Source organism: Desulfobacterales bacterium, assembly GCA_021647905.1.
Classification (GTDB): domain Bacteria; phylum Desulfobacterota; class Desulfobulbia; order Desulfobulbales; family BM004; genus JAKITW01.
The window spans coordinates 1-20,521 of the sequence record JAKITW010000054.1 but is presented as its reverse complement, the minus strand read 5'-3'; the positions used below and the strand labels follow the sequence as shown (position 1 = coordinate 20,521).

Annotated in this window: 16 protein-coding genes and 1 tRNA gene; 1 reads left to right on the top strand and 16 read right to left on the bottom strand. The window is 57.8% G+C overall.

The features are described from left to right. Positions 1 to 191: 191 nt before the first annotated feature. The 6 genes from L3J03_08935 to cysS all read right to left on the bottom strand — a co-directional run bounded on the left by L3J03_08935 (position 192) and on the right by cysS (position 9,875). Entirely contained in the window at positions 192 to 2,477 is a 2,286-nt protein-coding gene (locus tag L3J03_08935) for a glycosyltransferase family 4 protein (protein ID MCF6291098.1), read from the bottom strand. A gap of 10 nt (positions 2,478 to 2,487) precedes the next feature. Next, the gene (locus L3J03_08930) at positions 2,488 to 3,819 is read right to left on the bottom strand and encodes a glycoside hydrolase family 130 protein (GenBank protein ID MCF6291097.1); all 1,332 of its coding nucleotides are present in this window, start codon (positions 3,817 to 3,819) and stop codon (positions 2,488 to 2,490) included. Between the two features lie 141 nt (positions 3,820 to 3,960). Then, positions 3,961 to 4,908 (bottom strand): glycoside hydrolase family 130 protein, encoded by a 948-nt coding sequence (locus tag L3J03_08925; GenBank protein ID MCF6291096.1) that lies wholly within the window; start codon positions 4,906 to 4,908, stop codon positions 3,961 to 3,963. Positions 4,909 to 5,227: 319 nt separating this feature from the next. Beyond that, positions 5,228 to 6,613, bottom strand: a complete 1,386-nt coding sequence (locus tag L3J03_08920; protein ID MCF6291095.1) for a glycosyltransferase — start codon at positions 6,611 to 6,613, stop codon at positions 5,228 to 5,230. A 699-nt stretch (positions 6,614 to 7,312) separates the two neighbouring features. Further along, positions 7,313 to 7,389, bottom strand: a tRNA-Arg gene (locus L3J03_08915). Positions 7,390 to 7,529: 140 nt separating this feature from the next. Continuing rightward, positions 7,530 to 9,875 carry a cysteine--tRNA ligase gene (gene cysS, locus L3J03_08910; GenBank protein MCF6291094.1) on the bottom strand — a complete coding sequence of 782 codons (2,346 nt, stop codon included), beginning with the start codon at positions 9,873 to 9,875 and terminating at the stop codon, positions 7,530 to 7,532. Positions 9,876 to 10,126: 251 nt separating this feature from the next. Between cysS and hypE the strand changes: the two genes are divergently transcribed. Further along, positions 10,127 to 11,137 carry a hydrogenase expression/formation protein HypE gene (hypE, locus tag L3J03_08905; GenBank protein ID MCF6291093.1) on the top strand — a complete coding sequence of 337 codons (1,011 nt, stop codon included), beginning with the start codon at positions 10,127 to 10,129 and terminating at the stop codon, positions 11,135 to 11,137. 4 nt (positions 11,138 to 11,141) lie between these two features. Here hypE and L3J03_08900 read toward each other — a convergent pair whose 3' ends face one another. The 10 genes from L3J03_08900 to L3J03_08855 all read right to left on the bottom strand — a co-directional run. Beyond that, positions 11,142 to 11,624: a DUF721 domain-containing protein gene (locus tag L3J03_08900; protein ID MCF6291092.1), complete on the bottom strand. Its 483-nt coding sequence runs from the start codon at positions 11,622 to 11,624 to the stop codon at positions 11,142 to 11,144. Positions 11,625 to 11,631: 7 nt separating this feature from the next. After that, the gene (locus tag L3J03_08895) at positions 11,632 to 12,549 is read right to left on the bottom strand and encodes a diguanylate cyclase (GenBank protein ID MCF6291091.1); all 918 of its coding nucleotides are present in this window, start codon (positions 12,547 to 12,549) and stop codon (positions 11,632 to 11,634) included. Continuing rightward, entirely contained in the window at positions 12,546 to 12,980 is a 435-nt protein-coding gene (locus tag L3J03_08890; GenBank protein ID MCF6291090.1) for an NUDIX hydrolase, read from the bottom strand. Before L3J03_08890 ends, L3J03_08895 begins: the two co-directional genes overlap by 4 nt. A 110-nt stretch (positions 12,981 to 13,090) precedes the next feature. Continuing rightward, entirely contained in the window at positions 13,091 to 13,672 is a 582-nt protein-coding gene (locus L3J03_08885) for a hypothetical protein (GenBank protein MCF6291089.1), read from the bottom strand. A 32-nt stretch (positions 13,673 to 13,704) separates the two neighbouring features. Next, on the bottom strand, positions 13,705 to 14,655 hold the full coding sequence (locus L3J03_08880; protein MCF6291088.1) for a 2-dehydropantoate 2-reductase: 951 nt from the start codon (positions 14,653 to 14,655) through the stop codon (positions 13,705 to 13,707). A 113-nt stretch (positions 14,656 to 14,768) separates the two neighbouring features. After that, positions 14,769 to 15,638 (bottom strand): DNA-binding protein, encoded by an 870-nt coding sequence (locus L3J03_08875; protein ID MCF6291087.1) that lies wholly within the window; start codon positions 15,636 to 15,638, stop codon positions 14,769 to 14,771. Positions 15,639 to 15,770: 132 nt separating this feature from the next. Continuing rightward, positions 15,771 to 16,355: a GDSL-type esterase/lipase family protein gene (locus L3J03_08870; GenBank protein MCF6291086.1), complete on the bottom strand. Its 585-nt coding sequence runs from the start codon at positions 16,353 to 16,355 to the stop codon at positions 15,771 to 15,773. A 508-nt stretch (positions 16,356 to 16,863) separates the two neighbouring features. Continuing rightward, complete coding sequence (glgX, locus tag L3J03_08865; protein MCF6291085.1) at positions 16,864 to 18,966, bottom strand: glycogen debranching protein GlgX; 2,103 nt, start codon at positions 18,964 to 18,966, stop codon at positions 16,864 to 16,866. 7 nt (positions 18,967 to 18,973) lie between these two features. Beyond that, positions 18,974 to 20,185, bottom strand: coding sequence for a lytic murein transglycosylase (locus tag L3J03_08860; protein ID MCF6291084.1), 1,212 nt, complete (start codon positions 20,183 to 20,185; stop codon positions 18,974 to 18,976). Between the two features lie 145 nt (positions 20,186 to 20,330). Next, on the bottom strand, positions 20,331 to 20,521 hold a 191-nt coding region (locus tag L3J03_08855), incomplete at its 5' end, for a hypothetical protein (GenBank protein MCF6291083.1).

Genomic DNA, 20,521 nt, shown 5'->3' with positions numbered 1-20,521 from the left:
GCCGAAGTTGTTTTAAATTCCGTTTTTGCCGTCACGGCTGCGGCTCAGGGTCCGCTACACCGTTCGGTATAAGAAAACCCCTTTCCCGGTCCAACCTCAAACGTACGGGGTTTACCGAAACCTTACCTGGACCATATTTGCCGGCCACAACGAACCTCAAATAATCGTTGGGATTTTGCTGTCTCCCCCCTCTACCCGCTCCCGTTCTTCAAAAGAGTTGCCCGGCCCATGACTTCGAATATGGTAAGAATGGAGATAAGCCAGGCGAGGGAGGATTCAGCGCCCTGGTTCCTGTTGACCCCCTTCATTTGAAGGCCGTCGAAGCAGCCTCCGGTGATGAAGTCGTTGAGCGGGACGTGGAGGTCGTTGTAGCCTAAAAACCAGTTCAGGCACCGCATGGCTTCGTTGAGCCATTTTTCTTCCCCTGTGGATCGGTAGACCTCGGCGCAGGCGTCGAGAAGGGTCATCGCCTCAATGGGCTGCTGGTCAAAATGGGCGCGCTCCCGGTCCCGTTTCATCCAGCCCTGGTTCCCGATTATGGAGAGATGCCCCTGGGGAGAGGTCTGCCTGTCCAATAGCCATTGCAGCAACTCGATCCCCTTTTTCCACATTTTATCGTCGGGTATCCATTGCCCTGAAAGAAGCAGGGCATGGGGGATTCTCGCGTTGGCGTAGGTCGCTTCGTCCTCGTACCAGGGCCACTCCTTGTCCGATTTTCCTTTGAAACGGTCGTACAATTTTTTGGCGGTCACCTTGCGCAGCCTCCGGACCGCGGCGTCGCCGTTGAATACTTCCAGGTAGGCGTGGATGCCTATGAGGGAGAAAGCCAGAGCCCTGGGATAGGTCAGTCTTTCCACGGCATCGACACCGTCCTGAAAGAGCCGGGTGGCCATGTTGCGGAGAGAGTCGTTGGGGGCGTGTTTCACCGCTGTTCCCACTCCCCAGAGGGCCCGGCCATGAGAGTCCTCGCTCCCTTCTTCGTCCAGCCAACGGCGGTCGTAGGACATGAAATTGCGGAAACGGCCCGTCCCGGTGTTGAAAGCGTGGTGGAGAAAAGAGAGGTAGGTTTTCGTGAGGGAAACGGAGTTTTCATCTTTATAAAGGGAGTAGTGCAGGCTGGACACGATGAGGGCCCGGGCGTTGTCGTCGACGCAATAGCCGTGATTCCTGTCGGGGATGGAAAAATAACAGTGTTGGAGTACGCCCGTGTCGTCGGTCATGGTCCGGAGGTGGTCGAGTTTCGGGGCAGGGAGTTCGTCTACCCCTTTTGGATAGGTTTTTTCCGCGGGCCTGTCTTTCTGGTGTTCTGCTCTGTAATCAATGACCTCAACGCACCGGGAAATATATTCCACGGCCACCTTGCTCCACACCATCATGCGTCCGAACTGGTAGGCGCGTTTTCTGACGGCGTTCCTCTCCTGCTCGTTGGCGAGGAGATCGTTGACCTCCCGGGCGATGCCGTCGGCGTCCCTGAAGGCAACCAGCCGTCCGCGGTCCGACGATAAAATTTCCTCGGCGTACCAGTAGGGCGTGGAAATCACGGCCTTGCCCGCTCCCACCGCATAGGCAAGGGCGCCGGAGACGATTTGTTTTTCCGACAGATAGGGGGTGATATATATGTCCGCCGCGCCGATGTACTCGCATAATTCGTCGAGTTCGACGAACTGGTTTTTGAACAGCACATGGTCCTTGAGATTGAGACGGTTGACGAGTTGAAGAAGGCTCTGGCGATAAGCGTCTCCCGTTGCTTTCAATACATTGGGATGGGTCGCTCCGAGAACGATATAAACCACGTCGGGATGTTTTTCGATGATTTCGGGCATGGCGTTCAGAACATACTCTATCCCCTTGCCCGGGTGGATCAGCCCGAAGGTGAGAATGACTTTTTTATCCTTCACCCCGAAGGTGTCCTTGTGAAAATAGGGATCCATGAATCCCACGTCGGGAATGCCGTGATGGATGACAGCTATCCGGGATTCCTCTATTCCGTAGACTTGTCGCAGCATGTCCCGGCCATTTTTACTCATCACCACAACTTTTTCCGAGTATTTCGCCAGATCGAGAACGATCTTCCTCTGTTCGTCCGAGGGTTCGTCGAGAATGGTGTGCAGGGTCGTTATAAGGGGCATGTTTAAATTTTTTACAAGCCTGAGAATATGGCTCCCGTCTTTGCCGCCGAATATGCCGAATTCATGCTGGAGTATGGCCACGTCGAACTGGTTCACGTTGAGAAAGTCGGCGGCTTTCAGATAATCGGGGAGCCAGTGGTCCCGGATTTGAAATTTGACCCTCCGGGGATAGGCATAGCCGCCGTCCAGGTCATCCATGGCCACGGCGGCTACATGGGCGCCGCTGTCCAGTTCTTCGGCCAGGGCGCCGCAAAGGTCTGCGGTAAAAGTGGCTATTCCGCACTGCCTGGGCAGGTAATTTCCGATAACGGCCACGGAATTGAGTTTATTATTCTTGACAGCGCTCAAGTTTTCCTCCTTACAAGGGCCGGAGCCTCTCCATGATTTCGGAGAGCGGCAGGCTCGCCACGCAGGTCCTTGAATCGGCCATGCCGTATGGGATGATCAACTCATCCTTGTGGATCATGGCCCCGCATGTATAAACCACATTGGGGACATACCCCTCTCTCTCCTCGTGGGACGCGACAATAACGGGTTCCTCCAATCTCGACAGGACCCGCGACGGATCATCCAGGTCGAGAAGTTCTATGCCGATACAGTATTTCCTCATCGGCCCCACTCCATGGGTCAACACGAGCCATCCCGCCTCTGTTTCCAAAGGGGAGCCGCAATTGCCGATCTGGATGAATTCCCAGGGAAAGGAGGGTTTTTGCAATAATGTGTACTCCTGCCAGAAATGCAGATGGTCGGAGATCATTATATAATTATTTTCCCCGTCCTGCCTGGAAAGCATGACATAGTTCCCCTTAATACGCCTGGGGAAAAGGGCCATGCCCTTGTTTTGCACCGCCTTGCCGTTTAAGGTGATGATTTTGAAGGTGAGGAAATCCTTTGTCTCAATCAACTGGGGCAGTATCATGAAACTGTTACAGGCCGTATAGGTGGCGTAATAAGTTACTTCCTCCCCGTCGATGAAGCGCACGAACCGCGCGTCCTCTATCCCCCGGCTTTCATTCTCCGACACGGGAAAAATGACCCTTTCCGATATTCGATGGTCTCTTCCGAACTTTATTTCATAGTTCGACCTGGCGAGCCAGCGGATTATTTCCACCGTCTCATTCTTGCGGGACCCGGGGAAAGAGACTTCATTGTCAATACATTTTATTTCGGCTTCCAACTCGCTCAGGGAAAACTCATCGGCCAGTTTATTTAAAATATAGGTGGTGACCTCGTTGCAGGCCTCCATCTCATTCAGCTTCAATTGAAAAAGGTGTTTGTTGTAAGCGTGGTCCCGGACGATTTCCGGCGTCTCTACATACTCGCTTATGGGATCGAAATAAATATCGATGTTCTTGTTTATAACCCCGCTTCTAAACTCCACCGAGGAGATATGGCCCTCCCCCGTGGCCCTGAAACTCATGATAAACCGTATTTTGTCCGTCCCCATGCCGCTCTGATCGGGATGAAGAACGATGGAGGGATTAAAGAGAGCGGCCGCCTCCACGGAATACTCGCAGGTGAAATAGGAACCGAGCAGGAGTTTTCTCTCCGTGGAAACGGAGCATTCCGGCGGGAGAAGATGGATGATTTTATTGAAATTGTCCTCCAGGGCCTCCCTGAAATTTCTGTGGCGGTGGGAGAACTCTTCCATGACCTGCTCAAGCAGATTCGACACTTTTTCTTCCGCCATGTTCAGGACCCTGTGTATAACGTTCTCCAGCCTCGATTCGGACAGGCCGTGAAACCTGGTAATAACGCGGGATTTTTCCGATGAAAAGACATGGGACCGTCTCCTGGCTCGCAAAGGTTTGTTATTTTTCATGTCAGGTTCTTATATCGCCTTTCTATGGTTTTCCAGGCAAAGATCAATGAGTCTGTCTATCCGGGCCGTTCCCACGCACATGACCGTATCCGCGCCCCCCCAGTAAATCTTTATGGTATTGTCCTCTTCTTTTATGGCCCCGCAGGTAAAGACCACGTTATGAACATAACCGGTAACCTCCCATGGATCCTCGGGCTGCAGGATCCAGTCGTCGGCAACTCCCAGGACTATCGATGGATCGTGGAGATCATGAAGGGCCACGCCCAGCCGGTAGACCGATCCGTCCATGGTGGGAAAAACTCCATGAAAGATATTGAGCCATCCTTGGTCCGTTTCAATGGGCGTGGCGCCAGGCCCGACCTTCATTTCATCCCAGTGATAGGCGGCGGGTTTAATCAGGACCCTGGAATCCCCCCAGTGGACCAGGTCGGGCGAGTAGGATATCCAGATGGACCACGGAGAGATTTCCGAGTGGGGGCGGTCCATTCTCGCGTACCGTCCGTTAAATTTCCGGGGAAAGATAACCACGTTGCGATAATCGGCCTGGGTTATCAGGGAAACGCGTTCCACCTTTTTAAAGTCCCTCGTGCGGGCCATTGCGATGCGCACGCCGTGTTTTGAATAGGCGCTGTAGGTTATAAGGTATTCATCATCAAGAGAGCAGATACGGGGGTCCTCAACGCCGAACTCTTCATATTCCGCGAATACTCCCTCTTTCGCGGGCCTAAGAAAAGGCTCGGCAGAGACCTCAAAGGAGTACCCGTCCGTGCTTTGGGCCAGACCGATGACGCACCGGCCGTTGCGGAGGTGGGCGCGGAAAAGCATGATATACCGGTCTTCATGCCTGGTCATGCCCGCGTTATGAACGGTGACCACGGGGTAGGGCACGTCGTCTTTCGTCAGGATGGGATTTCCCTTGTATCGTTTAACCGGCGGTTCAAATTTGGTAATACCCATTCTTACCCCAATCTTGATGAACCCGTAACAACCCGAAATGCTTCAAATGCCACCCAATAAAATCAACAAGTTACAACATGACACACGTCCGTCTCGCGGGTTGTTGCGAGACCGACAATCTTGATGAACTCGTAACAACCCGAAAGGCTTCAAATGCCACCCAATAAAACCAACAAGTTACAAGACGAATCACGTCCGTCGAGCGGGTTGTTGCGAGACCGACAATCTTGATGCATTCACCCCAAGGGCACTTCCGTTGGGCGCGTAAAAAGTGACTCTGTGCCACCGGCTGACACGTAAAATCAAGGGGTTAGAACGGTCAACCGGTCGGCTGAGCGGCTTTTTGCGAAGCCGATAATCTTCCATAATCGTCCTGCAGCCGCTCGATATCATCCTCTCCGAAATAATCTCCGGTCTGGATTTCGATAAAGGCGAGGTTTTCCGTGCTCCTGTTCTCCACCCGGTGCAGGGCGCCCCTGGGGATGTCCACCGAGTCGCCCGGTTGCAGAGGGATCTGTTTTTGGTCCACCGTGACGATGGCCTCCCCTTCGATAAGGTGCCAGTGTTCCGCCCGGCGGCGGTGGCGTTGCAGGCTGAGCCGTTTGCCGGGATAGACGACAATTCTTTTTACTTTATGGTCCGTTGCGTCGGAGAGAATGGTGTAGTATCCCCACGGCCTGTGGTCTTCCCTGGCCTCCTTTGCAAGGATCCGCTCGTATACTTTAATGTATTCATCAACCATTCTGGAAACGGTAAACCGTTCCTCCACATGCTTGCGGCAGTCGGCCCGGTCGAGGTCCGCCACCCTGGGAACGGCGCGGACAGCTTCTTCCACCCCCGAGACCAGGAACCCGTTGACCCCGTCCCTGATGAGTTCGGGCATGCTTCCCAGGTTGAAGGCGATAACAGGAGCGCCGCAGGCCATGGATTCGATCACCGAGAGACCGAAGGGTTCCTTGAACTTGATGGGATGGAGCAGGGCGTATGCGTTGCCCAGGAGTTCATCGCGGCGGCCGGGTCCGGCGCTGCCCGCGTAAACCACCCTGTTGCCGTCGATTTCCGGCTCCACGTGGGTTTCGTAATATTCCCGGTCCTGGATGAACCCGGCGATAATCAATTTTTTCCCGGCGCGGCGGGCGATCTCAATGGCTTCTTTCGTCCCCTTGTCGTGATGGATCCTGCCGAAATAGAGGAGATATTCGCCGGGACGGGATTGAAAGGTGAAATTCTCCAGATCGATTCCATGATGGATGGTGGCGATGTAATCCAGTTCAGGGGACCTGTCGGAATCGCTGATGGCGACATAATGGACTTTGCCGTTGTATTTTTTAAACACCGGAAGAATGTCAGGGGAGGAGAAACCGTGAATGGTGGTCACGACCGGGGTGGAAACCAGGCCCGAGTATGTGAGGGGCAAAAAGTCGAACTGGTTATGAATCAGGTCGAACTCGTCGGCATGATCAAAGAGTTCCGAAATGTGGAGGCACTCCCACACCTTGGGAAGAATTGATGTATCCTCCTCGTACCCCTTTTTGCATACTGATTTCAGTTTGCCCTTGGTTTGGGAATCGGCCGTGGCAAAGAGGGTGACGTCGACGCCCTTGGCGTTGAGTCCTTCGGTCAAAAGGGAAGTGATTCTCTCCCAGGGGCCGTAATGGCGGGGCGGAGTTCTCCAGGCGATGGAAGAAAGCATGGCGATGCGCATACGTTATGATTTTACCTCACTCTCATGTGAAAAATTTGTAAACGCTCAGCAGCGCCCCATCTGTTTTGTCATCGGCCTGCCCGCATAGAGAGGGGCTATAGCGAACAGGCCTCGTTGTCCCGCAACCAAACGGCGGGACGATTGTCCTCTAACAAAACATCGGACGATTGACAGACACGCGCATCTACGGCACTGCTGAGCGTTTACATGCCGGAGATTGCTGCAAAGTTTTTGCCCATGGTGAACGGTTACAAAAAAATTCAAGACAAAAAACAGTATAACAGAGTTTTACTTTTTTTGTCTTGACCGCGGCATGTACGGAGGCGAGGGGGACGCAGAGGCGAGAGGGACGCCCTTAAGTTTTTAACTTCACGAGTTCGGTTCGGGGAGGGTGAATTTCATCACATGGGCGATTTTTTCTCAGTGTAAAGACTTTTCAAATATTTAAATATTAAGGGCGTCCCCGTCCCCGGTAAATCGCCTGGTTCTTGAAAATGCCGTGCTGCATGAGGCAGCTCTTCATGCAGGAGCAAAATACATCGTGACAAGGAACAGCATTGATTTCAAAAAATCTCAGCTGCCAGTTTTTGAGCCAGGGGAACTTGTTAACGTACTAGAATCATTAAAGAATAATGGCTAGTAATGGTGTTGTCGAAAATCAAGGGGTCAGGTCAATACGGCCTGACCACCTGCTTTTACTGGTACGCCCGGCAGGATTTGAACCTGCGACCTACGGATTAGAAGTCCGTTGCTCTATCCAGCTGAGCTACGGGCGCTCCCGGGTATGATCTGGTCGGCCGGGCGGGCGGGAAAAAATCCCGGGCTCCGGCCGGATAAGGAAAGCCAGTTTTCTAGCACGCCGGCGCTGATTTTGCAACCCAATTCCAGCCGCCCGCCTCCCTGCGCAGCCGGTCCTCTACTCGGATTTCTTCTCTTTCCACACCGGTCCCTTGGCCGTATCCGCCACCTCGATCCCCTGGCGGGCCAGTTCCTCCCGCACGGTGTCCGCCTTTTCCCAGTCTTTTTCCTTGCGCGCCTCTTCCCGGGCCCGGAGCAGCTTGTCGATCTCCGGTGCCAGGGGGCACTCCTTGAGCCTGAGCAGGTTCAAAATGGTGTTGATCTTCTCGAACGACTCCAGGATATACTTCTTCTGCTCCAGGTCCAGCTGCCCCTCGGCCAGGATCGGGTTGGTCTTTTTAATGAAGTCGAACAGCGCGCCCAGGGCCCGGGAGATGTTCAGATCGTTGTCCAGGGCCTTGAAAAAGGTGTCCTCCATGTCCGAGAGATAGGCGGCCACCTCCGGGTGCGGCATGTCCGGCGGCAGGCAGATAAGCTTGCGCACGAATCCGTCCAGCCGGGCCAGGTTCTTGCGTACGTCGTCAAGCTTTTTGCGCGAAAAGTAGAGAGGCTTGCGGTAGTGGGTGGAGAGGAGCAGGAAACGGATCTCCCGTTCGCTGTAGCCCTCGGCGAGCACGTCCCGCAGGGTGATGATGTTGCCGGCCTCCCTGGACATCTTCCTGCCGTCCACCAGGAGCAGCTCGCTGTGCAGCCAGTAGTTGGCCAGCGGCTTGCCGGTCAGGGCCTCGGCAATGGCGATCTCGTTCTCATGATGGGGAAAGATCAGGTCGCGACAGCTGGTGTGGATGTCAATGGTCTCGCCGAGGTAATGGGTGGCCATGGCCGCGCATTCGATATGCCAGCCGGGCCGGACATTGCCCCACTCGGTCTGGAAGAAGATGCCCTTTTTCAGTTCGGCCAGGGTGCTCCGCTTGAGCAGGGTGAAATCCACCGGGTGTTCCTTGTCGTAGTTGTCCAGGTCCACTGTCTTGCCCACCTGGATCTTGCTCAGGTCCACCCCGGAAAGCCGGCCGTATGGTTTGAAGCGGGCAATGTCGAAATAGATCGAGCCGTGCTTTTCATAGGCATAGCCCTTGTCGATCAGGCGGCGGGCGATGTCGATCATGTCCTCCACATGCTCCGAGGCCCGGGGATAGCCGGTGGGCGGGAGCACGCCCAATGTCTGTATATCCTTTTTGAATTCGTCGACATAGGTCTGGGTGAACTCCTCGATCGGCAGCCCCTTTTTCTCGGCGCCGATGATCGTGTTGTCGTCCAGATCGGTGAAGTTCATGAAGAAATGCACCTTGTAGCCCTTGCCGACCAGCAGCCGGTGGATCAGGTCGGCAACCACGAAGCGCCGGCAATGGGCCAGGGTGGCGTACTCGTGGGCCGTGGGGCCGCAGGCGTAGAAGGTCACCCGGTCCGGTGAAATCGGCCGGAACTCCTCCTTTTTTTTGGACATGGTGTTATGGAACCTGAGCCCGGCGGTCCTGGCCTTCTCCTTGACCGCCCGGGTGAAGAGCTGGGTGCTGAGATACCGTTCCCCGCCGTCCGGCAGGATCACCACCAGCATCCCCTCCTCCATCCGTTTCGCCTGGGCAATGGCCGCGCACATCGCCGCCCCGGAACTCATGCCCACGAACAATCCCTCCTTGCGGGCCAGCAGCCGGGCCATCTTAAAGGCCTCGTTGTCCGGGATGTTCATGATCTGATAGGGCAGGGTCTTGTCGAAGATGCCCGGCTTGTAGGACTCCTTCATGTTCTTCAGCCCCTGGATCTTGTGGCCGAGAAAGGGTTCCACCGCGGTGACCCGGACCTCGGGATGGTGGTCACCGAAGTATCTGCTCAACCCCATGGCCGTGCCGGTGGTGCCCAGGGTGGAGATGATGTCAGTGACCTTGCCGTTGGTCTGCTCCCAGATCTCCGGACCGGTGATCTCGTAATGGGCGCGCCAGTTGGCGTCGTTGTTGAACTGGTCGGTGAGGAAATAGCGGTCCGGATGTTCCCGGGCCATATGGTAGGACTGCTCAATGGCGCCGTCGGTGCTCCGCTTGGCCGGGGTGAGCAGGATCTCGGCGCCATAGCCGGTCATGATCTTGCGCCGTTCGATGCTCGCCGACTCGGGCATGACCAACTGGCAGCGGTATCCCTTGACCGCGCAGACCATGGCCATGCCGATCCCGGTGTTGCCGCTGGTGGCCTCGAGCACGATCTTGTCCGGGGTGAGCAACCCGCTTTTTTCACCCTCCTCGATCATCGCCAGGGCGATCCGGTCCTTGACCGAACCGCCGGGGTTGAAGGATTCCAGCTTGGCGTAGATTGAGACCTTGCCGGTGAACAACCGGTTGATCCGTACCAGCGGGGTATTGCCGATCTTGTCAAGGATATTGTTGTAAGGCATGGTGGCGTGTCCGGTTGTCATAAGAAAAAAACAGCTGCTCCGGGAGGCGCCCGGGGCCCGGCGGCAATCGTATAAGCAACATGGTGCCGCGTGCCGAGGAAAGACGATAATCAAATGACGAACAATCGAGTGTCGATCCAGGTACACGGCATATTGCTTATACCCTCATGATTCCTATGATTCAAGCCCAAATCGCCGGTTTTGCAAAAAGGAAGCCAGCCAGGTATGATGGGCTGCGCAACCGGAAACCGGTAATTATAAGGAGAACCTTGATGAGCAAGAAGATAACCCTGGCCCACGGCAGCGGCGGCAAGGCCACCAACGACCTGATCAGGGAGCTGTTCGTGGCCGGGTTCAACAGTGACGCCCTGGCGCCGATGGAGGACTGCGCCCTGCTCAGCGTGGGTGGCGGCCGGCTGGCGTTTTCCACCGACTCATTCGTGGTTGACCCGATTTTTTTCCCGGGCGGCGACATCGGCGTCCTGGCGGTGCATGGCACGATCAACGACCTGGCCATGCGGGGCGCCCGGCCGGCCTTTCTGTCGCTGGGACTGATCATCGAGGAGGGGTTTCCCTATGACCATCTCGTTCGGCTCGTCCGCTCGATCAAGGGCTGTGCCGACCGGGCCGGGGTGGAGATCGTCACCGGCGACACCAAGGTGGTGCCGGCCGGCAAGGCGGACAAGATATTTATTAATACCGCCGGGATCGGCATCCTGGAACATGACCTGGATATCTCCTGTGAAAACGGCAGGCCCGGCGACAAGATCATCCTGAGCGGCACCATGGCCGACCACGGAACCACCATCCTCTGTCTCCAGGAAGGGCTGAAGATTCAGGGCGGGTTTAGCAGCGACTCCGCCCCCCTGCACACCATGGTCAAGGCAATGCTGGAGACCGGGCAGGATGCGATCCATGTCCTGCGGGACCCCACCCGCGGCGGGGTGGGCACTGCCCTGAACGAACTGGCCCAGGCCTCGAAAGTAGGGCTCCGTATCCATGAGAACGCGCTGCCGGTCCGGGACGATGTCCGGGGCGCCTGTGAACTTCTGGGCCTTGACCCGTTGTTCCTGGCCAATGAGGGCAAGCTTCTGGCCTTTGTGGCCCCGGACCGGGCCGAAACGGTGCTGGCCGCTGTCAGGCGGGAACCGGCCGGTATTGATGCCCGGATCATCGGCGAGGCGGTGGCCGCGCATCCGGGTGAGGTGGTGCTTGAGACCGGGATCGGCGGCCGCCGGCTGATTGAGATGCTCCAGGGCGAGGCCCTGCCGAGAATCTGCTAAGCCCCTACCGGTGGAAGGTGTCCCACAAACTCTGCAGGGCGGCCCGGATCTCATCGTTCTTCAGCCCGGCCACCAGCCGTTCGCCCTGCTGTTTCTTTTGCGGATCGATTTCTTTTTTTAAGGGGAGATCCCGGGGCCTGGTCTCCGGCGCCGGGGCCATGGTTTTGAGGTTGGTATTGATCGTGAAGCGGATGTCGGTCAGTCGGGCCTTTGTCAGCCGCTGGTTGAGTCGTTCGAGCAGGAGTATCTTCTGGAGATGGAGCTGCTGCATCCAGATCGGATCCCGGACCTGGACCCAGAGGGTGGTGTTCCTGATCCGCTGCGGCTGGGCCTGACAGGAGATATCCGGGCCAACCGCCTGTTCCCAGAAGAGAAAAACCCGGTGCAGTTCCCGCTGGCTGTCCCATCTCCTGTCACGGAACATGTCGGCAAGGAGAGTGCTGAGCAGGACCGGCTGCTTGGTGCGGGAAGATGATGGATCAGCCATGGGCGGTTCAACCAAGGTCTGGAGATGATTCGTTATCGGCAATGATCTTGTTTCTGCCCCCCTGTTTTGCCTGGTACATGGCCTTGTCCGCCCGTTGGACAAGGTCGGCGACATCCTCCTGCCAGGAGTTGCCCTCGTGGCGAATGAACCGGGCCACCCCGACACTCAGGCTGGTGGTGGAAAATTCGTGTTCCGCATACTTTTCCATGATTCGCCGGCCGGTGTCCATCGCCTGTTCCCAGCCGATCTGGGCCTGGATCACGCTGAACTCGTCGCCACCGAAGCGGAAGGCCCAGTCAACATTGGTCCGGATACAACTGGTGAGGATGCCGGCCAGGGTCTGCAGGAGTTGGTCCCCGGCCGGATGACCGTATTGGTCATTGTACTCCTTGAACCGGTCCACATCCATCAACAGGAGAAAGGCATCGTGGCCCTGGCGATGGGCCCGGTGCACCTCTTCCCAGATTTTCGCGTCAAAATGGCGGCGGTTGAAGAGTCCGGTAAGCGCGTCGGAGATTGACAAAAGCTCAAGCTGGCGGACCAGTTCCTGCTCCCGGATTACCCGGTTGAGCTTGGCCTCCAGTTCATCGGCGCTAAAGGGCTTGCTGATGAAATCGCTGGCCCCGGCCTTGATCACCTCGGTGTAGGAAAAGGTGCGGTCGTAGCCGGTGACCACGATGACGCTGGTTCGGGGATGGTGTCTGCGGATGTAGCGCAAAAGCTCCATGCCGTTCATTCTGGGCATCATCATATCAGTGACCACGATGCTGCAATCGAGCTTTTCCAGCTCCTTCACCGCGGCGAGTCCGTCTTTTACCGTAACCGGGGTATAGCCCAGGCTGCTGATATAGGAGGCCAGCAGGTCGAGAACCACGGGGTCGTCATCGGCAACGAGGATTTTTTTTCGGCTGTCACTGTCGCTCATCTGCTGTATGCCCCTTTGCAGCGGAAATAGTCCCTGAGGATCGACTGGTGGTCAAAGACCAGCTCCGGCAGGTTTTTTTCGGTAAAATACCGGGCCTGGCCGGCATCGTCTCCTGCCCGGGGGCTTCCCTGGGCCGTGGCCAGGAACACCGTGCTGATCGTATGATGACGTTGATCGCGGCCCGGGTCCGAGTAGGTGTGGAACTGCTGGTAAAGGGTCACCGCCAGCCCGGTCTCCTCAAGGGCCTCCCGGACCGCGGCCTGTTCCAGGGATTCGCCGTAATCGACAAAACCGCCGGGCAGGGCCCAGCCGAGTGGTTTGTTTTTTCTTTTCACCAGCACGATGCCGGCCTTGTTTTCAATGATGATGTCCACCGTGGGCAACGGGTTGTTGTAGACAGCGATTTCCTTGCCGCAATGCGGACAGCGCATGGTCTTTGAGTCCTTTATATGAAGGTCGTGCCGGACGAAGCTCGCTGTCCGGGGAGATTTTCATTGTTGGTTGTGGCCGCGGCCCAAAAGTTATGGTCCGGCCATGCCGGTCAGTCGAACACCAGGGAGCGGATGGCCTGCCAGTCAGCCACGGTTTGCAGATTATGGCGGCCCCGGTTCCAGGGTTGGCAGTAAACAATCGGCTGGATTTCCTCCCGGGCCAGTTGCAGGCAGGTCTCGGCCCGGTCGTCGACAAAGTAGTCCAGTCCGAGTTTTTTGATATACCGGGCCTTGTTGTCATGGTCGCCGATGGCCTTGACCCGGGCCCCGGCCAGCACCTCGGCGCCCAGCATGGTCCGCAGCCAGTCGATAATGGGCGCGCCGAGCGGGCGGGCAGTGACAAAGGTAAGCGGCGCAACCTCCGCCAGTTCGCGCAGGACCGGGATCGCATTTTCCATCGGTCTGAGGTCGGCGGCCAGCGGTTCGACCACCAGGCGGTGAAAGATGGCGTCAATTATCTTCGGATCCATGTCCAGGCACTGCTCTGCCTCAAACTCGGTAATATCCTCCACCGTGATTCCGTTTGCACCGTACTCATCTCGGGCAATTCGCATAAAGGCCTCGGCCGTATCGGCAACCACGCCATCAATGTCAAACCCGAGCTGAGCCGGGTTGATTTTTGAAATCATCATAAGAAAAAAATTACGGGGTTTCCGGAAAGAAGTCAAAATAAATAACTCTGTTCAAGCTCCTTGACCCGGTGTACCAACTCCCGGTTGATCGGCGTCGCTATTCCCAGGGGGATGGCCGCCGCCACCACCGCGCCGTTGATGGCGTCAATCTCCGTGGCCCGTTTTCCGCGTACGTCCTGGAGCATGGATGAAATATTGGCGCTGGTGGCGCGGCAGACTTCTTTGGTGCGGACAACGGGATCGGTGCTGAGGACCACTCCCCTGGCTCGGGCCACGGCAGCGGCTTCCCGGACCGCGGCCGTCATCTGACTGCGGGCAGCGGTAATCTTCAGCAGTTGTCCGTTGGGGCAGTCGTGGATGGCGGTCAGGGCGTTTATGCCGGTATTGATCAGCAGCTTGTCCCACACCCGGTTGATGATGTCAGGGACCACCGTGGCCTCAAACCCGGCGGCGGACAAGAGCGTCGCGGCCCGGGTCAACCGATGGTTGGCCGCGGTATCGGCGGGTTGCAGGAAGCCGATGCTGGTGGGGCCCTGGCCGGCATGGAGGACATGGCCTGGTCCCGCCAGGTTCGCGCCCTGGGCCGTGACCCCGGCCGCGGCCCGGCCGGGCAGGGGCCAGTGCCGCAGGATGTCGATATGGCTGATACCGTTCTGCAGGGTAATGACCAGTGATTCCGGGGTCAGGAGCGGGGAGATTGAGGCCAGGCCGGCACGGACGTCCCCGGCCTTCACGCACAGAAACAGGAGATCCGCCGGCCCGATTTCCCCGGCCACGGCCGTGGCCCGCACGCGGCAGAGGCGTTGTTTGCCGGCTTTTTCCAGGATCAGGCCATGGTCGGCCAGGCGGGCGGCCCGGGCCGGGGAACGGTCAAGCAGCCACAGGGTGTGGCCGTCTTGTTCCTCGCGGGTATGGGTCCTGAGCAGGATCGCAGCCGCCAGCAGGCATCCGAGGGCCCCAGGTCCGATCACCACGATTTTCATAATCTTCCGCCCGCCCCTGTCCGAAAATCAAGAACAACGGAGCAGGGACCGTGGATGGGGTTGCCAAGGTCCGGACCGGCCGGATTCCGGCAGGCCCGGACCGGGAGAATAGTCTATCTGCTCACCGAGGCATTCTCGATGATCACCGGATAGAAGTAACCGGCGCCGAAATCCTTGTCAGCGCTGACCGTGCCATGAACGGTGATAATGTCCCAGTTCTCCTCCGGCTGGGCCGAAGTGGTTACCACCAGGTCATGGGTCCGCTGCTCCGGATGGCCGGTGCCGTCCTGGATATGCAGCCAGTTAAGGCCCATGATGTTGGCCGAGACCTTTACCAGCTTGCCGCGGACCGTTACCTGTTTGCCGTCAAGTTCAGCTGCTTTTTCAAAGATCTCGCCCACTGTGTAGCTGTTGTCGCCGGCGGCCTTGGCCACCTTGATTTCGATAAAGGGAACAACCGCCTTTTTGCTGCCCATTGAGGCTGCGGGCACAGAGGGCATCATCCCGCTCTCCTGCTGCAAGGCCTGGTTGAACGATTTGGCCCCGGACATCATGGGCGCGCCGGCTGCCCGGCCGTTTCCCATTCCCATGGGGGCCTGGCCGACCAGGCCGCTGGAGAAGACCACGGAATCAAAGTTGCGATTCAGGGTCTTGCTGTGGAAGTTCTCCATGACAATGCCGTCATAGTAGGAGACCTTGTCGCCGGCCTTTACCTGGGACTCGGTGATTGCCACCCATTTTTTTTCAGTGCCGTCATCGACCAGCATATAGGTATACCCGGCGGCATTCATGGCCTCCACGACCGTCCCCTTCTTGACGGTCAGGGGCGAGGCGGCCGGGGCCGGGGTCTCGGTGCTGGCCGGAGCGCTGGCCTCGGGGGCCGGAGTGCTCTGGGTGGTTGTTTCAGCGTCCTGGCGGTTGCAGGCAATGCTGGTGGTGAGGAGCAGCATGAGCCCGCAGCCGAGGGAAATATATTTGCGCATTGAGAAAATCCTCCTTAAGAATTGAGTGCTTCAGGGTTGTCGTATTGTTTGTCGGGCGCCATCATAACACGGTAAGTACGGTTGCAAACAGAGGCAACCATCTTAGCTAAAAAGCCACGGTACGGCAATGAATTACTTGTTGGGACTCTTTCTTGTCCGGTTCCGGCCCGCTGCACCGGCCGAGATGAGCAGCGGGGCCAGGGATTGGGCCCAGACCGCATAACCACGTTCGCTCAAATGGACATCGTCTTCGAGGTAGTAGCTGGCAAAACAGCGATCATCGGCTGTCGGCCGGTTTGCGGTAAACCGATGATAGAGGTCGTGGAAGGTTGCATTCAGGTTGGTGCACAGTTTCTCCAGTTCCCGGTTCAGACGGGGAACGGCCGAGTCACCGATCCAGGGCAGGCGTAAGGGCAGCAGGCTGGTCACGATGAGGGCGGCCCGGGGATACTGTTCGTGAAGGCGGCCCAGGATTTTTTCGTAGTTGACCGGAAACCCGTAATCCTCCATGCCGATATTGTTGGTGCCGGTCATCAACACGATGCGGTCAGCCTGGCCATGGCGCCGGCATACGGACTCGAGTCGGGTGAGCAACCCCTCCACTGTTTCACCGGCCCGGCCGAGGTTGGTGACCTGGTGTTCCGGAAAACGGTCCTGCCAGTTGCAGAACTCGATCAGGGAGTCACCGATGAAGAGAAGGTCGAGAGAGGTGTCCATGGTAACCTTTTTCAGGTGTCAGAGCGATAAGTGCTGAGCAACGAGCAACGAGCAATGAGTAATGAGTTGAACCGAAAGAGAGCGATTATACTTTTTCTCAGCACTCAGCACTCAGCACTCAGCACTCGTTACTCGTTACTGGTCCCAGTTAAGGTTAAAGCCCCCGCCTTCAGGCGGGTAGATTTATCACTTCCAATGGAATCCGGTTGGAAGGGAAGAGTTTTTTTACTTCGTGCTCGTGAACGTGCTCGTGAACGTAAACGTGATCGAGACAAGAAAAAAATAAATATGTTGCGAGCAAGCAGGATGGATTATCAAGGAGAGTTGCTCGATAAATGGACTTGTCGTTCGCCAAAGGCACTTATGTTCGTGTACGAGTACGTTCACGAGCACGAGCACGAGCACGAGCACGTCAAAAACGGGTCTGTGACCCGTATCCCGACTTTCAGTCGTTAAGTTAACCCACCGTCTTCAGACGGTGGTTGTTAAGTTATCCTGCTGGTCCTGGTTATCGTCTGCTGCCGATCAACACCACCGCTGCCATCGGGGCCACGGTGATCCGGCTGTCCGGGGCCACGATCTCCCCGGTCTCTTCCAGGAGGATATCTGCGGGCGGGGCTGCCGCGGTATCGATGATCCGGCGCCAGGTCCGCTTGTGTCGCGGTGGATGGGGAATAAATGACCGCGGGGCATGGCGACTGCCGTTGAGCATCACGAAAAAATCGTCGTCCGTCCCCTGGCCCCTGGTTGCGCCGGAGAGGTAAAAGGCCAGGGCCCGGGCCGCGGGCGACCAGTCCTGGACATCGGGCCGCTCCGCCTGCCAGCGGATCGGATCGGATGAACTCTTGCCCGCGGCCGGGAAAAAGGTATCCCTGCGGAACAGGGGATGTTTTTTGCGCAAGGCGATGAGCATCCGGAAGAAGCGGAGCAGATCCTTGTTTTTTTCAACCAGGGTCCAGTCCAGCCAGCTGACGGGGTTGTCCTGGCAATAGGCGTTGTTGTTACCTTGCTGGGTCCGGCCGAATTCATCGCCGGCCACCAGCATCGGCACCCCTTGGGAGATAAAGAGAATCAAGGCCAGGGTGCGGACCCGGCGGGCGCGGAGGGTTTTTATCCCAGGGTCGTCGCTTTGGCCCTCGCTGCCGCTGTTCCAACTCAGGTTATGGTCAAAGCCGTCCCGGTTGTCCTCCCCGTTTTCCTGGTTATGCTTCCGGTTGTAGCTGACCAGATCGTAGAGGGTGAACCCGTCGTGGCTGGTGACGAAGTTGATGCTGTTACAGGGCCGGCGGGCGTTGCGCTGGTACAGGTCGGCGCTGCCGGAGATTCGGGTGGCCAGCGCGGCCACCGTGTTGTCCCGGTCGCAGAGAAAGGCCCGCACATCGTCGCGGAAATGGCCGTTCCACTCGGCCCAGCGGGCGCTGGTGGAAAAACTGCCCACCTGGTAGAGCCCGGCCGCGTCCCAGGCCTCGGCAATGATCTTGGTATGGGCCAGTATCGGGTCCTCGGCAATGATCTCCACCATGGGCGGGTTGGAGAGCACCCGGCCGGACTGGTCCCGGCCGAGGATCGAGGCCAGGTCGAAGCGGAAGCCGTCCACATGCATCTCCACCACCCAGTAATGGAGGCAGTCGATGATCAACTGCCGGACCAGGGGGTGGTTGCAGTTCAAGGTGTTGCCGCAGCCGGAAAAATTCAGATATTCCCGGGTCTTGGAGTCCAGGAGATAGTAGATCGAATTATCCAGGCCCCGGAAGCTGATCATCGGCCCGTCCGCCCCGCCCTCAGCGGTATGGTTGAAGACCACGTCAAGGATCACCTCGATCCCGGCCCGGTGCAGGGCCCTGACCATCTTCTTGAACTCCCGGACCTGGTTGCCCGGGGCGTTGTCAGCGGCATAGGCGGCCTTGGGAGCAAAAAAAGAGATCGGGCTGTAGCCCCAGAAGTTGGTGAGCTTCTCGCCGGTGACCGGGTTGACCCGGATGTTTTCCAGTTCATTGAAGTCCGTGATCGGCATCAATTCGACCGCGGTTATTCCCAATTGTCTGAGATAGGGGATTTTGTCCACGATCCCGGCAAAGGTGCCGGGATGGGAAACCCCGGAGCTGGGGTCCCGGGTGAACCCCCGGACATGCAGTTCGTAGATGATCGAGTCCTTGAGCGGGATGTTCAGGGGCCGGTCCCCCTGCCAGTCGAACTGGTCCCGGCCGGCCAGGCAGTACCGGGTAAAACCGGCAATCCGGCCGCTGCCGTTATCCAGCGGCCGGCCCCACTGCTCGCCGCCGGTGAGCACCCGGGCATAGGGATCGAGGAGCAGCGCCTTTCGGTCAAAGGCATGCCCCTGTCCATGGGGATCATGCGGCCCATGGACCCGGTAGGCATAGTACAGTTCATCCTCTATTCCGCATAACAGGATGTGCCAGACGTCACCGGTCTTGTTACGCTTGGGATCAAGGGGTATTTCGGTCCGGCGGCCGCCGTGGGGCCCGGAAAAGATGACCAGCGAGACTGCCTGGGCATGGCGGGAGAACAGGGCGAAATTCAGCCCGGCCGGGGTAAAGGTCGCGCCAAAGGGCAGGGGGGCGCCCGTTGCGGTGTGAAATTTTCTTTTCATGGTTTTTTTATCGGGAGGCAGCAAGCCGATCGAGCAGATCGGCCGAGGGATAGCCATCCATTGGCAACTGGTTGGCGCGCTGGAATGCCTTGATCGCCATCCGGGTCCGTCCACCGGCAATGCCGTCCACCGAACCCGGGTCAAATCCCTGTTCCGCAAGCAACTGCTGGATTTTCATGATATCGGTTCGATGGAGCGGTTTGTCGTTCAAGGGGCGTTGGCTGATCAGCGGGCCGTATCCGGCGAGCCGGTCGGCAAGATGACCCACGGCAATGGCATAGAGGTGTGAGCGGTTCCAGTTGAGGATCACCCGGTAATTCCGGAACACCAGAAAGGCCGGGCCGGATACTCCGGCCGGCAGCATGAGCGAGGCAATGTCGTCGGCCGGGGCAAGGTCCCGGCCGTCCATTCCGCTGACCCCCAGCTCTTGCCATTGTTGGCGGGTTTTTTTAATTTTCAGGTCAGCCAGGGCAAGATCGAAGTTATCCGGCAGCCGGACCTCCTGGCCCCAGGTCTTGTTTTTCTGCCAGCCGGAACTGGCCAGAAAGTTGGCTGCCGAGCTGAAGATATCGGGCAGGGATGTCCAGATGTCCTTGCGGCCGTCGCCGTCATGGTCCACGGCAAAGCGGACAAAGGTGGAGGGCATGAACTGCAGCTGGCCCATGGCCCCGGCCCATGAACCTCGCATCGCCTTGACCCTGATATCGCCCTGATCAAGAATCCGCAGGGCCATGAACAGCTCGTTGCGGAAAAAATCGCTCCGCCGGGGATCATGGGCCAGGGTGGCCAGGGAACCGACCACCGGAAAGCCGCCCAGATGATCGCCGAAATTGGTTTCCAGGCCCCAGAAGGCCACCAGGAAACGGGGCTGGACCCCGTAGGCGCGCTCAATCTCGCCGAGCAGCCGGGCATGGCGTTTGAGCAGGTCGCGGCCCCGCTGGATCCTTTTGTCGGAAACGGTGAGGTCAAGGTACTGCCACAGGCTCTTGGTAAACTCCGGCTGCCGGCGGTCGAGTTCCAGGACCCGGGGGATGGGTTTCAGTCCGGCCAGGGCCTGATCAAGGATGGGCCTGGAGATCCCCCTTGCCAGGGCCTCTTGGCGCAGTGCGCTCAGCCAGGTCTGGAAGTCATCCTGGGCCCGGACCGGGCCGGATAAAAAAACGATCGGAGCCATGATAAAGAGCAGAAACAAAACATATCGGCAATGGGTCATGGACATGGAGAAATCCCTGATGGTGTGCTGGGTGGTTTTTGCCTGATCAGGGCGCCGGGCCGCGGCCCGGCCGGTTGTGATCCTGCAACAGCCCGCTGTATTGCGGCTGCTGAACCCATAATACCTTACGATTATTATTTCTCAAACGGTTTTACTCGGGCTGTATCAGGAGGATATCGGACTGGAACCGCTGCCACAAAAGTAAACATTCAGTAAACCCCCTCCTGTCGGGAAAGGGGTCTTCTTCTACCGACGGCCGCTCCATTGAGAAGGGCCGGCTGTTCATAAACAGGCTATCAAGCAGGAACTCGCTTCGCCGCAACGGCGATTCGGAAGCCATAA